Below are 14,757 nucleotides of genomic sequence, written 5' to 3' on the forward strand. Positions count from 1 at the left end.
GATAGAGGTGAGTACCATGAGTGCTAGCACAGAGGTTAAGACTTCAGATATAGTAAAGCCAGCTAAGAAAAAACGGCAAAGTAAAAATGTGAAAAATGAAAACTGGGCGGGGATTGCGTTTGTTTCACCAATGTTAATTGGTGTTTCCATCCTTGTCTTACTGCCAATTGTTGCAACCTTCATTTTAAGTCTTGCGGATTGGAGTTTTATTACTAATATTTCGCAATTGAAATGGGTAGGATTACAAAATTTTGTTGATTTATTTCAAGATAAGATATTTATACGCTCTTTAATGAACAATGCTATTTTTATGTTAACGGTACCAATTTGTATGATTATTTCTTTGTTTCTAGCTATTGCAATCGATCGAAATGTTTATTTTAAGAGTTATTTTAAAGTAGCATTCTTTATGCCGTATATCTCAAGTGTGGTGGCAATTGCAGTAGTATGGCAAGTATTGTTTCACCCATCTTTAGGCCCGATTAATCAAGTGCTTATGTCACTCGGCATTGATAATCCTCCCAAATGGATTGCAGATCCAAGCTTTGCATTAGTTTCCATTATGTTTATACAAATTTGGATTTCGATTGGTTTTAATATGATCATTTATTTAGCTGCACTGCAGTCTATTCCACGAGACCTATATGAAGCCGCTGATATTGATGGAGCAAGCGCATGGGTGAAATTTAAGAACATTACGCTACCAATGGTTTCACCGACTACTTTTTTCTTGTTGATTACTGGTATTATTTCAACCTTTAAAGTATTTGATTTAATATCTGTTTTAACAAAAGGAGGACCAATGCACGCTACAAGCATGATTGTATGGAACCTATACGATACTGCTTTTGTTAATTTAGATATAGGTCACGCTTCTGCAATGGCCGTTATTTTATTCTTTATTGTTTTTGCTATTACACTCATTCAATGGTTAGGACAGAAAAAATGGGTGAATTATTAAGGAGGGTTTGCGGATGCTTAAATCACTATCAATAAATAAAGCGATAATGACAGTCGTCATGTTAATGATAAGTATTATGTTTCTTCTTCCGTTTGTGTGGATGCTTTCTACATCATTTAAGATAGAAGCAGACGTTTTTAAATTTCCCATACAGTGGATTCCAGAAAGATGGAATGGTTTCAACAATTATAGAGAAGTTTGGTTTGGGGAAAATCCATTCTACATTTATTATTGGAATACCATAAAAGTGACAGTATGTACTACTGCTATTTCAGTAACTGTTTCTGCGCTGGCAGCCTATGGTTTTTCAAAAGTGAATTTTCGGCTAGGTAATTTCTTGTTTTTAATTGTATTAGCTACTTACATGGTACCTGCACAGGCAATTTTAGTACCGCAATTTATTATTTACCGTAAAATCGGGCTATTTGACAGTCATTTAGGGTTAATCTTATTAGGAAGCTTTAGTGTGCTTGGTACTTTTATGCTTAGACAGTTTTTTATGGGCGTTTCGAATGAGCTTGTTGAAGCTGCAAAAATCGATGGAGCTGGACACTGGAAGATTTTCTGGCGAGTCGTTCTTCCGATTGTAAAGCCAGCCATAGCCACCTATGCCATCCTTCGATTTATTTGGACATGGAATGATTATCAAAACCCATTAATCTTCCTTCGCTCGGATCATTTATTGACGATACAGCTTGCAATGCAGAAGTTTACGACAATCAATGGCGAATTTTACTCCTTCATTATGGCTGCAGCAGTCTCAGCTATTTTACCGCTCGTAATCGTATTTATTATTGGGCAGAAACAAGTAATTGAGGGGATAGCGTTAGGGGGAGTAAAAGGCTAAAGGGAGGGGTTATTATTGACTTTCGAAGAGTTGCTGGAGAAGCTAAATGGGAATTATTCTTTGTTTTTTCCAAATGTTGAAGTCAAAAAAGCATGGTGGAAATCCATTCAACGTAATGCTGATTTTGCTGATATTCTAAAACAAGTAAGAGAGACATTAAAGCAGATTCAACAAGAAAAAATAAATGATGAAGAACTGCCGTATTCTTTGTTTCAGTTATATGGAACAACAGGTACTCGAATAGAATATGAAACAGCATATTTTCGGAAAAGAAGAAAATTGAATACATATGCAATCATGTTACTTCTTGAACCAGAGAAGGAAGAATTTCGTAAAGTACTGCAAGATATTATTTGGTCTATTTGTAATGAATTCTCATGGTGTTTACCTGCTCATCTTATAAATAGTCCAGAAACTGATTGTGGTCAGTTATATTCACTTACAGAAAAACAAGATTCTACTTATACAATTGACTTATTTTCAGCTGAAACAGCCTTTGCATTAAGTGAAATATATACACTGACAAAAGAATATTTAGATCCATTAATAGGGAAAAGAATTTATGAAGAGGTATATAATCGTACGTTTATTCCTTTTCTCGAAGGGAATTTCAAATGGGAAACAGAAACCCATAATTGGGCTGCTGTTTGTGGGGGTTCTATCGGTTCAGCTGCCATCCATTTAATCCAAGATTCCAAAGAACTTGCGCTTATTTTAGAAAAAGTTCTCCCTGTAATGGAAAGTTATTTAAATGGTTTTACAGAAGACGGAATATGTATGGAAGGATATTTATATTGGCAATATGGATATGGATTTTATTCCTATTTTGCCGACCTAATAAACCAGAGATCGGATGGAATGATTAACTTGTTTATGCAGAAAAAAGTTCACCAAATTGCCCTTTTTCAACAACGATCGTTTTTAGAGGAGGATTTAGTGGTGAATTTTTCTGATGCACCGCCCAAAGCAAAAGTACATATAGGGATGAGTCATTTCTTAGCAAATCAGTATGAGGATGTTATCGTTCCAGAACGTTCATTATATGCGCGTTATCAAGATGATCATTGCAGCAGATGGGCACCAGCCATCCGCGCGTTATTATGGTTTGATTCGTCGTTATCACCAAGCAAATGGGAAGAAGGAACGTTTATTTCTGAGGACTCCCAGTGGTTAATCTCTAGAGTTCAATCAAATGCAGGGTCTTTTACTTTTGCAGCTAAAGGGGGAAGCAACAATGAGCCGCATAATCATAATGATATCGGACATTTTATCCTTCAAGCCAATAAGACAACTATGCTGCAGGATTTGGGAAGTGGCTTATATACGAAGGACTATTTTAATGAGAATAGATACACTTATTTATGTAATAGTTCGAAAGGCCATTCCGTCCCTATTATCAATCATTCTTACCAAGAAGCAGGAAAAGCCAGTTATGCTCGGTTAGTCACTGCCAATTCTGATAGAAAGAGAGATTTGTTTGAATTGGATATGACAAAAGCTTATAGAGATCCATCTCTATTAAATGTCTCGCGGAAATTCACCTGGATTAAAACAGAGTTTCCAAAATTAATCGTGGAAGACATTTTTAAGTTTTCTGAAGAGCCAAAATCCATCATTGAACGCTTTATATTGCCCAATGTTTCGGTTGAAAGATTTGATGGTGGAATAAGTATCAAAGGAGAATCTTGCATCCATATTTATTTTGATTCCAATTACTATGAGGTAAGTATACAAAGAGATTCGTTTGTTAACCATTTTAATAAAGGAGAAGAAGTGCTATTACTTGATCTCTCTCTTAAGAAATTAAGCAGGAATTTTCGTGTATATCTAGAATTTGAATTTAGTTCTGAAAAATAGGAGGAGATACAATGAAAAGATTAGCATCGATTATGTTTATTAAACCTGGATATGAAAACGAATACAAAAAGAGGCATGATGAGCTTTGGCCAGAAATGGAAGAGGCGCTGAAGCAACATGGCGCTTCCAATTATTCCATTTATCTTCATCATGAATCCCAAGTGTTATTTGCTTATTTAGAAGTAGAGGACGAGGCGGCATATGATGCGATATCCCAAACGGCAATATGCAGAAAATGGTGGAAGTACATGGCGCCAATTATGGAGACGAATGAAGATTATAGTCCTGTGTCACATAAGTTGGAGGAAGTGTTTCATTTAGATTAAGTTATAGGATGAGATGGGGGATTGATTCATGAAAGCAGAAATTGGAGGATGGTCTGGAAAGGTATATGATGTCTGTCAATGGATTACGAGATTAGCTTATATTAATTTACTTTGGATTATTTTCAGTGCGATGGGCCTCTTTATTGGGGGCCTTTTCCCTTCTACTGTAGCAATGATGACTATTATTCGTAAATGGCTTCAAAAGGAAACAGATATTCCAGTATTGCACACGTATTGGCAGACATTTAAGCAAGAATTCGGTAAAGCAAATAAATTAGGAGCAGTTGTGTTTGCTTTTATCATGTTCCTTTATATCGATTGGAAAATCATCGCGTCGCTAAAAGGATCAATAAATGTTGGATTAATAGGAATGTTAGTTGGCGGAGTGTTTCTTTTCTTATTGACGTTGCTCTATCTGTTTCCTGTATATGTTCATTATGAATTGAAGCTTTTTCAATATTTTAAAGTAGCCTTTCTGCTTGCATGTACTCATCCACTCCATACGTTGTCCATGATCATCGGTGTCTTTACGATGCTTTTTTTAGGCGTAGTATTTTCAGGTGCTGGTTTGCTTTTTATAGGTAGTGGACTCGCTACTATTCTTTTATATTTCTCTAATCCGATCTTTACGAAGATGGCTGAAATAAGAATAACTAAATTACAGGAAGGGAGGTTTCAAAGTTAATAGAGCGAAGTAGAAAATTGTATTCCTCCTACAGTGTTAAAATTAAAAGTAAAAATTGTTGCCGGATAAGTAAAATTATTTTTATTGGTAACATGGGAACTTCTGTTAATCTATTCCTGTAAGGGTTTACATGATATAATACGTAGGGGGAATAAACAGATGCAAAGAAAATTTTGGAAGCTATCAATTTTTGTTTTCATTCTTACTTTAGTCATGACAGCATGCAGTAGTGGAGAATCAGAAAAAGCTTCTGGCAATGAAGATGGAAAAGTAACAATTAAATTCCACACCCATGGTAATGAAGCATCTTATAACTGGAAAAAGACAATTGCAGCTTTTGAAGAGGCAAATCCAGATATAAATGTGGATTTAGTCATCTTAAGTGAAAAGGGCGATACACAAGAGGCAATAAAAAAGCTAGATTTAGCTGCTGCTTCTGGTGAACAGCTAGATGTACTAATGTTTAGTGATACAGCAAGCTATGCACAGCGTGTGAGTATGGGAATGGTGGCTCCCATTGATGAATTTATTGAAAAAGAGGGCTACACAGTCACGGATGAATATAAAGTAGATACCAAAATTGGTGATAAATATTATGCTTTACCAGGTAAATTTAATCCATGGTATGTTTTATTAAATAAAGACCATTTAGATAAAGCAGGCTTAGAAGTTCCGACAGATTGGACATTGGATGAATTTCAAACGTATGCGAAAGAATTAACAACGGATGATCATTATGGAACATTTTTCTTTGGTCCGCAAAATGGCGGATGGTTAGAATTTATGAAACTAGCATTAGCAAGTGAAGCAGAAAATACAGAATTTATTAAAGAAGATGGCAGCTCCAATCTTGAAAATCCGCTCTTTAAGAAGACACTGGAAATACGCTATCAAATGGAAAAAGTCGATAAATCAGCTGTCCCGTATACCGATATCATGTCTCAAAAACTTCATTATCGAAATCAATTTTTTAACCAGGATGCTAGTACAGTACTAATTGGCAGCTGGATGAATACAGAATTGGGGGGAACGGACCAATTCCCATTGGAGTTTAACGTCGCAGTTGCTCCTTATCCAAAGAACACGAGTGACGCAGAAGGAGGATATACTCCGGTAACTACTGACTTTATGGCAGTCGCCAATAACTCAGAACATAAAGAAGAAGCCTATAAATTTATTCGTTGGTATACAACGGAAGGACAAATTTTACAAGGAAAAAATATTCCATCTTGGAATAATGTAAGTAATGATCAATTTGGAGAAATAATTGACAATATATTGGCTGATACGCTAAACCCAGAAAAGGTGGACAAAGAATCTTTAACGAATGTTCTTTCAAATGCGAAATCTTCTAAACTAGTATCACCAGTATCTTATCAGGCTGAAATTTACAAAGTAGTGAATGAAGAATATGAAAAATTAATTTTTGATGAACAAGATATCGATGAAACAATAAAGGTGACAAATGAAAGAGTACAAGAATTAATCGATAGCAATAAATAAAAAAACAAGATGAGGGGAGGAAACATATTGCTTATTTGGTTAAAAAATATGTGGACTCCCCGTTCTTTTCGTTATAAGGTCCTTTTAATTTCTATCATCAGCTTGGTTATTCCAGCAGTTATCTCGCTTTTAATTTATAATTATATGACAAAAAATACAGTGAAGGAACAGGCACTTTCTAATGCGAATAGAGAGCTGAATATTACAAGTGAATATATAGAAAAGCTATTTAGCGATATGCTTTATGTTGCTAACTTCGTGCAGCTTGATCCGAAAATGAATACGGTGTTAAAAGGATTAGCGAAAAGTGCTGCTGACAAGGATGGCTATGATCAATATCTATTGGAAAATGAAATAAACCGTACCATTGAGAATATCACACTAGTAGGAGAGAAATCCTATGTCACCATATTATTGAAAAATAGGAAATACTTCACAAACTATAATATCGCTGAATTTGATCCAAGAGATTTATTTAAAGAAAAGTGGTATGAAGACATCGAAGAAGCGGTTGGATATGAATCTACTTGGATTGAATCCCAGCCAACGATTTTTGAATTGGAAAAAAAGAATAATCCTTATCAAATTTCAATTGTCCGCACCTTAAGGGATGAGGGCATCCAAATCTATGGATATGTCGTTGTCACCATCATGGAAAATAAACTAAGTGAAGTATTTAATAAAATGGATGGATATAACGATGTCATGATGCTTAATCCATCTGGTAAAATCTTGTCGCATAGTGATGACGAGAAAATAGGAAGTGTTTTCACCTATCGGTCTAAGTTATTCAATCGAGATGGATCAGAAGTTCTGAAAATGAAAGATAACGAATATATCGTCACCGAACGTTCTTTATCTTTTTCAAATTGGAGATTAGTGTCATTTATTCCGTATGAACAATCGATAAATAAAATAAATGGGATATTTCAGAAAGTATTTCTTATACAAGTACTATCATTTATACTTTTCTTGCTTTTACTTACCTATTCAATGAAAACTATTACGAAACCACTGGAATATTTAGCAGAACTGGCTGATAAAGTTCAGGCAGGTAATTTGATTGTCCGTTCAAAAATTAAAGGGAAGGATGAAATAGGCAGGCTAAGTAAATCAATTAATCTGATGCTAGACCATATTAATACAAAAATTGAAGAAATAACGGAAACGGAAGCTAGGAAAAGAAAAGCAGAATTTGCGATGCTGCAAGCGCAAATAAATCCTCACTTTTTGTTTAATGTATTAAATTCCATTCGCATGAAGGTAATGATAAGGGGAGACAAAGAAAGTGCTAATATGATCACATCTCTTACAAAGTTACTGCGCATAACTATTGATAAGAATAAAGAAATAATCACATTTTTAGAGGAAATAGAAATTCTAGTCGATTTTGTGCACATTATGAATAGGAGACAAAATCGAAAAGTTTCCTTAGAGATGGATGTCGATCCAGATGCTTATTCATTTGAAATTCCAAGGTTTATTCTCCAGCCTATTATTGAAAACTCGATTATTCATGGATTTAATCAGTCTGATGGATTAATCTTAATCCATGCAGCGATAGTAAATGAGATGTTACTCATTACGATTGAAGATAATGGTCTAGGAATGAACAAAGAGAATTTAGAACAATTAAAGAAAAAAACTTTTCAGGCCGCATCACTGGAGAATCCGCAAAGAAAGCAGCAAGTGAAAGGATTCTCGTCGTTAGGCTTAGCCAATGTCTATGAAAGATTATCAATTACCTTTGGACCAGCTTTTAATATGGATATTTTAAGCGAACTTGGAAATGGCACAAAAGTCATTTTGAAAATCCCAATGAAAGGTGGAAAAAAGAATGTATAAAGTGATGCTTGTAGATGATGACTATCCGGTATTAGAGCTATTGACGAAAACAATTGACTGGAAAAGCCTTGGCTTTGAAGTGATGAGTACCCATGATAATGGACTAAGTGCCTTAGAAAAGGCAGCGGAATCAATGCCTGATGTGCTAATTTCTGATATTGGCATGCCTAAGATGAATGGAATTGAATTAACAAGAAAACTGAAGTCGATGAATGGAAGCTTGCAAGTTGCTTTGTTATCCTGCCATACAGAATTTAATTATGCCCGAGAAGCACTTAAATTACAGGTCAGCGATTATTTAGTAAAGGATACATTTGAACTAGAAGAGCTATATGAATTACTTCAGAAATTTAAAATACAACTCGACACCATGCAAAATAATAAACAAAAAGAACAAAAATTACAGCATATTCTTCATAAAAATATCGAAAAAGAAAAGACTGCATTCATAAAAAGATTAATAAATAATGGCTATTATAAAAAGGAAGCTGAATGGGAAAGTGATCGCAAAAAATTTGGCTTAATAGCGGACAAAGGATATATTGTAACACTGTTATCAATCCATGATCATCCTTTAGATTTATTTCCAGAAGAAACCCTATATTTTGCAGTTTCTAATATTGTGGGCGAATTATTAGAAAGACTAAATCCTTTAGCTGTTCACTTTCTTAATCATTCCAATAGGGTTTTTATCTTTTTTCCAAGAGACTTAGGATACCAGATGAACGCTTTATCAAATGCAAAAGAAACGTTGAAAATGATTCAGCTTTCGATTGACAAGGGATTAAATATGCACAGTTCATCCATTATTGGTGAAACATCTGAAAGCTTATTTGACTATCAAAACACAGTTAACAGATTGTTAAATAATCGACAGCAGCTGTTTTATATGCTCCCAAGAACTGTGTCATCTCTAAAGGAGTCTGTAAAGAATACGGAGGAATTATTTGCTAAGTATGATGAAGCAGCAACAGAGATGAGAATGATTGTTCTGAATAAAAAGGTGGAGCAAATAAGTAATTTCATCCATAAATGGACGATCTATATCATGGAAAACGAATTTCCACCTGAAGTAGTAAAGGATTGGTTTTGGAAATTATTATTGGATTTAAATGTCAAGTTACAAGCGCTCCAATACTTTTCGGGAGAATATTGCTTTGAATCCAAACATCAAGAGATTTTTTTGATGGAGTATATGTATCAATTAAAGGACTGGCTTAAGCATTATTTTGAGAAAATCATTCATTATCATGAAACGAATGATCAGACGAAAAGAAAAGAGATTATTGAAGCTTTTAAATTTGTCGCGATAAATTTAGAGCGAAAAATCACATTAGATGAAATTTCTAGTTATTTATTCTTAAATCCTAGTTACTTTAGTAGATTGTTTAAAAAGGAAGTAGGAGAAACATTTGTGGAATATGTAACACGGATGAAAATTAATCGTGCAAAGGAACTGTTAGAACAAACAGATGAATCGGTTGGGAAAATTTGCGAACGACTGGGCTATGATAATCAGAGCTATTTTATAAAATTATTTAAAACATATGCTGGTACAACACCAATAGAATATAGAAGTGGGAAAGTTAGCTAAGAAGGCAATACGAGTAAAATTATTTGGAAAAGTAGTAAAAATAATGCCTTGTTGAGGGAATATAGACTCCATATAATGATTATATCATTACTTTTTAAAAAGAAAGGCTGGATATTTTTTAAAAAAATGAAAGCCTTTTCTTTTTGTGTGTATTAGAAAACTATTGGAAGGAGTTGGGTGATTAGATGAGTAAAAAGGAGCAATGGGTGGATGAAGCGTGGGGGTTTGTCATAGAGAAAACGGTACGGAATAATGAAACGATTGGTGCTAATTTCCCCCATGCCAGTATAGAGAAAAGATATGTATTAGAAAGTCCGGAATGGTGGACGGCTGGTTTTTGGCCAGGGGTTTTATGGCAAGTATATCAAGATAATAAAGTGGAAGCACTTAGAAAAACAGCAGAACAGTGTGAAGAAAAACTGGATTATTTATTGTCAGATTCAGAGAAATTAGACCATGATATGGGATTTATGTGGACGTTGACAAGTCTAGCAAACTATAAACTTACGGGCAATAAAGAATCAAGAAGAAGAGGATTATTAGCAGCCAATTTATTATTAGGAAGATTTAATGTCCAAGGTAATTATATTCGTGCATGGAATGCATGGTCTAAGAAGGATGATAATCGCGGTGTCGCAATCATTGATTGTATGATGAACCTTCCGCTGCTATACTGGGCTACAGCAGAAACGGGAGATCCACGGTTTAAAATAGCTGCAGAAAAGCATGCCGAAACGGTCTTGAAACATTTTATTCGACCAGATGGTTCTGTACATCATATTGTTGTTTTTAATCCAGAAACTGGAGAAGTAGTAGATAAGCTTGGTGGTCAAGGCTATGCACCAGATAGTGCATGGTCAAGGGGAACTGCCTGGGCTTTGTATGGCCTGACACTATCCTACTTACATACAAGTAAGAGCGCATTTTTACATGCAGCAAAATCAGTTTCCCACTTTTTTCTTTCTAATCTTCGTTCTAATGAATGTCCTGCTTGGGATTTTCGCATCCCTGAAGATGGCGAAACCAAATACCATTATCCTGATTCATCAGCAGGATCCATTGCAGCCTGTGGCTTACTCCTGCTTGGAACACTGGTAGCCGACTTTGAAAAGCCGGTTTATCAGGAAGCAGGCGCATCTTTATTAAAAACCTTATATATAACTTGTGCTACTCATGCAGATAAAGAAGAGGAAGGATTATTAGGACACGGAACAAGTCACTTTCCCGAGCAAAAAAATATAGACGTCCCATTAATTTATGGGGATTATTATTTTGTGGAGGGACTAAATTTATTGCGACAAAAGGGAGTATTATTCTGGCAGTAAGATTGAAAGGAGTAAGAAAATGTCCTTTAGGAGATGGATCGGTTGAATCAATATAATGTGAAAGTAAAAAAGAATCCATTAAAAACAAGAGAGGATTTAGAACGTGCTTTATATGACTTATACGAACCCTTATTTAAAATAGGGAATGAACAGAAGGCTGGTTTATTGAATCTTGGTACAAATGGCTCCGTATATGGGCAAAAAACAAGAGAATTAGAAGCGTTTTTGCGTCCCTTTTGGGGCTGGGGGCCATTATTTTCTGTAACACCTAATAAATATCCAGCAATAAAACAACAATTAGTAAAAGGGATGATAGAGGGAACAACGCCAACAAGTGATTCTTATTGGGGGATTACCGGAGAGTATGATCAACGATTTGTTGAAATGGCAGCACTTTCTTGTACGCTTATTCACTGTAAAGTTGATTTCTGGGATAGTCTATCAACAGTGCAAAAGGAAAACTTAGCTAATTGGCTGTATCAAATCAATGAACATACAATCCCGAATAATAACTGGTTATTTTTCCGCGTATTAGTAAACATAGCATTAAAAAAATGCGGTAGAATTTATAGTTTAGAAAAATTAGAAGCAGATCTTCAACAATTAGATCAATATTATTTAGAAAACGGTTGGTATTTTGATGGATATAAGAATCAAATTGATTACTATATTCCTTTTGCCATGCATTATTACGGATTAATTTATGCAAAAGTGATGGAGGATGAAGATCAAGAAAGGGCAGCGATTTATAAGGAGAGGGCTATTCAGTTTGCTCAAGATTTTAAAGAATGGTTTTCTTCAGACGGATCTGCTATTCCATTTGGCAGAAGTTTAACCTATCGATTTGCACAATCCTCCTTTTGGGCTGCATTGGCATTTGCAGATGTAGAAGCATTGCCTTGGGGACAAATTAAAAAGTTAGTATTAAATAATTTACGGTATTGGTTTAAGCAGTCGATTTTTTCTCCGGAAGGTCTTTTAACGATTGGCTATGGTTACCAAAACTTAAATATGGCGGAAGGCTATAATGCTCCAGGTTCTCCTTATTGGGCTCTAAAGACATTTCTGCTGTTAGCTCTTCCAGAGAATCATCCTTTTTGGCAGGCAGAGGAAGAACCAGTAAAGTTCCTGGAGAAAAGCGTGCAAAAAAGTCCAAGGATGATCATTCGCCATGATTCTGAAGGAAAAGAAGTGCAAGCTTTCACTTCCGGACAGCATTCTCATGAACACGCCCACGCGGATGCAAAATATGAAAAACTTGTGTATTCCACCACTTTTGGCTTTAGTGTACCTAAAGGGAATGTTTTATTAAAGCAAGGAGCATTTGACAATTGTCTGGCACTGTCTGAATGTGATAATCGCTATAGAAGTCGTAGTGGCTGTGAGTCGTATGAAATACATGATGATTATATTGTATCTACATGGAAGCCTTGGAAGGATGTAATAATTGATACGTATCTAATTCCTTTAACTCCTTGGCATGTTCGCATTCATCGCATTCATACAAATAGAGAGCTAGAGACAGCAGAAGGTGGATTTTCTGCACCTGTAACTGAAGGGGCTGCTTATGTAACGAAAGATGAACATAGTCTTTTTTACCCATCGGAAGTAGGAACTACAGGGATTATTGACATCGATGGAAAACGTAAAGCAGACTTAATAATACCTGAGCCTAATACCAATCTACTCTATTCGAAAACAGTATTGCCGACATTAACGTCGCGTTTAGCACCTGGAAAGCATTTATTGGTTTCAAGTATTCTCGGAACGGATAGAGGAGTAGAGGAGATTTCTTTTCAGCCTATCGTTAGTCTAGCACAAGAGTGTGTCATGATTCAGTATAGAAATAGAAAATATGAAATAAAGATAAAATAAGAGTTTATGAGCATCCTATTTAAAGTTAAACTCGAGCAATCATGCGAAAAGAAAATTTCGGATGATTGCTCGAGTTTTTTTCTTTTCCAGATATTTTCTATGGAATTAGAGGAATTTTAAAAAAATTATCGAAATTAAAAAGAGATTTCTTAACATTAGGTTTATGTTTAAATGATATGGGTATATAATACTATATAATTTAAAAATCCTATAGATAGTAAGGGAAATGTAAAGGTAGAAAGCTATGATTAATCAACTTATTTGGGCGCTTTGTTGATTATGAGCTACTAGCGCAACCGGCTAACCAAACATGCTTGTTTAGTTAGCTTTTTTTTATTCAAAAACAAATCTTTAAATAAATTTTAAAGAATGTATAACTCCAGCAGCAAGCAACCGGCAATTTAAGATTCCCGCTTCCATATAAGTTTAACATCCGTTTTATTCCATTGGTGTTTCATTTATTTCAAATGAAGCTATTCTACTATTTTGTCGATTTAATAAGGAGTTTGTGCTTTTTTAAATTGGGGGGGCAGCTTATGAGTGGGCTTATTACTTATCAAACAATAGTAATACAAGATCATACGGAAAAAGAATGGAAAGAAAAGCTGAATAAAGAATTTAGAGATTTATTGGATGAGGATTTTTTGCTGAGTGTTGGAATAGGAGAAGCTGTTAATAATGCAATAGAACATGGTAATTATCCCGTTATATTAGAGCTGCAGTATAACCAGAATACACTTGATATGCGAATCAAGGATCACGGCAATGGATTTGATGTGAAGAAGAAATTTCATGATATCGAAAGGTATGGTACGGAAAAGCTTATGAGTGATATTGTGTTGGAGGAAAGAGGAAGAGGAATCTTAATGATGATGCAAATTTTCCAAAAAGTACAATATAATGAAACGGGGAATGAAGTAATTCTATGGAGAGAAACAAGGGAAGATGCGAAAGCAATTTAAATATTCTATTTCAGAGGCGCAGGACTGTTCCAAAGATGGGCAGTCCTATTTTGTTTAAATTTGCTTAATGTCATTTTTTTCTATTAATCTACTGATTTATAAGAATGAATCGTTTATTATAGATATAAAATGGTAAGAAGTTATTGGAAAGGGTAGGAGAAACATCATGGAAAAAGTAACCTATAAGAACATTCATAAAGAAGGAAAACGAATAAAAGAGCGTAGCGATTGGTTCCATGTTCATAATGAGGAAATGCTGCTTCAATATGACAGTAACTATATCCAATTTAAAAAGATGCCCTCTATTCAGGAATTTGAGCTAGTGGAAAATTATTTAAAAACATTTCATCAAAAAACTGGTCAGAAACATCTTAAATTTGTTTTTCCAGAAAATGAGAAATTCACGAAGGAGTTATTGGAGCATATTGTGCAAAATCTTCATTATGAAGTAGGAATGACTGAGCTTTATGCCATTGATCCTCACGAATTTCCGGTTTTATATCCTAGCGAGGACATACTTATTCAGAGTGTAACAGAAGAGAATTTTGAGGATTATTTACAATTAGAATATAATCAAGACTTAGAATATGGTATAGATTATGCAAAAGGGAAGACGGAAATCTATCGGGAAAATTTCAAAAATCCGCAATTTTTACAAGTCATTGCTTACTATAAAGGGCAAGCAGCTGGTGCTTTAGAAGTAATTATTGCAGATAAAACGGTTGAAATTGACGGAATCTTTGTAATTGAAGAATATCAGCGCAAAGGGATTGCTGCTCGCATGCAAAGACAGATCATGGATTTATTTCCTAATAAGACAATTATTTTGCTGGCAGATGGAGAAGATACTCCGAGAGAGATGTATCAAAGACAGAACTATCAAAAACAAGGATTTCAGTATGAAGCGTTAAAAGAAAATTTCTAGACACGAAGTTCTATGAGTTAATAGCATCATTCAAGATAGAACTGGAAAAGGA

The 14,757-nt window shown here is 34.9% G+C and carries 12 protein-coding genes and 1 riboswitch; all 12 genes read left to right on the forward strand.

Going from position 1 to position 14,757, the window contains the following annotated elements:
• Nucleotides 1-16 precede the first annotated feature (16 nt).
• The 12 genes from MHH96_RS13610 (at nucleotide 17) to MHH96_RS13665 (ending at nucleotide 14,705) form a co-directional block, all read left to right on the forward strand.
• Nucleotides 17-961 carry a carbohydrate ABC transporter permease gene (locus tag MHH96_RS13610; RefSeq protein ID WP_047941595.1) on the forward strand — a complete coding sequence of 315 codons (945 nt, stop codon included), beginning with the start codon at nucleotides 17-19 and terminating at the stop codon, nucleotides 959-961.
• A gap of 13 nt (nucleotides 962-974) precedes the next feature.
• The gene (locus tag MHH96_RS13615) at nucleotides 975-1,808 is read left to right on the forward strand and encodes a carbohydrate ABC transporter permease (RefSeq protein ID WP_341117578.1); all 834 of its coding nucleotides are present in this window, start codon (nucleotides 975-977) and stop codon (nucleotides 1,806-1,808) included.
• A 15-nt stretch (nucleotides 1,809-1,823) separates the two neighbouring features.
• Nucleotides 1,824-3,665, forward strand: a complete 1,842-nt coding sequence (locus MHH96_RS13620) for a heparinase II/III domain-containing protein (RefSeq protein ID WP_053215634.1) — start codon at nucleotides 1,824-1,826, stop codon at nucleotides 3,663-3,665.
• Nucleotides 3,666-3,676: 11 nt separating this feature from the next.
• Entirely contained in the window at nucleotides 3,677-3,991 is a 315-nt protein-coding gene (gene rhaM / locus MHH96_RS13625; protein ID WP_047941597.1) for an L-rhamnose mutarotase, read from the forward strand.
• A gap of 28 nt (nucleotides 3,992-4,019) precedes the next feature.
• Entirely contained in the window at nucleotides 4,020-4,676 is a 657-nt protein-coding gene (locus MHH96_RS13630) for a YesL family protein (RefSeq protein ID WP_061801183.1), read from the forward strand.
• A gap of 159 nt (nucleotides 4,677-4,835) precedes the next feature.
• Nucleotides 4,836-6,179: an ABC transporter substrate-binding protein gene (locus tag MHH96_RS13635; RefSeq protein ID WP_445668997.1), complete on the forward strand. Its 1,344-nt coding sequence runs from the start codon at nucleotides 4,836-4,838 to the stop codon at nucleotides 6,177-6,179.
• 27 nt (nucleotides 6,180-6,206) lie between these two features.
• Complete coding sequence (locus MHH96_RS13640; RefSeq protein ID WP_341117581.1) at nucleotides 6,207-8,024, forward strand: cache domain-containing sensor histidine kinase; 1,818 nt, start codon at nucleotides 6,207-6,209, stop codon at nucleotides 8,022-8,024.
• Nucleotides 8,017-9,618 (forward strand): response regulator transcription factor, encoded by a 1,602-nt coding sequence (locus MHH96_RS13645; RefSeq protein ID WP_047941600.1) that lies wholly within the window; start codon nucleotides 8,017-8,019, stop codon nucleotides 9,616-9,618. The genes MHH96_RS13640 and MHH96_RS13645 overlap by 8 nt, the downstream gene beginning before the upstream one ends.
• Before the next feature lie 185 nt (nucleotides 9,619-9,803).
• A complete protein-coding gene (locus MHH96_RS13650; RefSeq protein ID WP_047941601.1) occupies nucleotides 9,804-10,943 on the forward strand; it encodes a glycoside hydrolase family 88 protein in 1,140 nt (379 codons plus the stop codon).
• Between the two features lie 42 nt (nucleotides 10,944-10,985).
• The gene (locus tag MHH96_RS13655) at nucleotides 10,986-12,818 is read left to right on the forward strand and encodes a DUF2264 domain-containing protein (protein WP_167555747.1); all 1,833 of its coding nucleotides are present in this window, start codon (nucleotides 10,986-10,988) and stop codon (nucleotides 12,816-12,818) included.
• 228 nt (nucleotides 12,819-13,046) lie between these two features.
• Nucleotides 13,047-13,128, forward strand: a riboswitch (cyclic di-GMP riboswitch).
• 226 nt (nucleotides 13,129-13,354) lie between these two features.
• On the forward strand, nucleotides 13,355-13,780 hold the full coding sequence (locus tag MHH96_RS13660; protein ID WP_047941603.1) for an ATP-binding protein: 426 nt from the start codon (nucleotides 13,355-13,357) through the stop codon (nucleotides 13,778-13,780).
• A gap of 166 nt (nucleotides 13,781-13,946) precedes the next feature.
• The gene (locus MHH96_RS13665) at nucleotides 13,947-14,705 is read left to right on the forward strand and encodes a GNAT family N-acetyltransferase (protein WP_047941604.1); all 759 of its coding nucleotides are present in this window, start codon (nucleotides 13,947-13,949) and stop codon (nucleotides 14,703-14,705) included.
• The last annotated feature ends 52 nt before the right edge of the window (nucleotides 14,706-14,757 follow it).

Origin of the sequence: Niallia sp. FSL K6-0212 (genome assembly GCF_038007605.1) — a bacterium.
GTDB lineage: Bacteria > Bacillota > Bacilli > Bacillales > Cytobacillaceae > Niallia > Niallia circulans.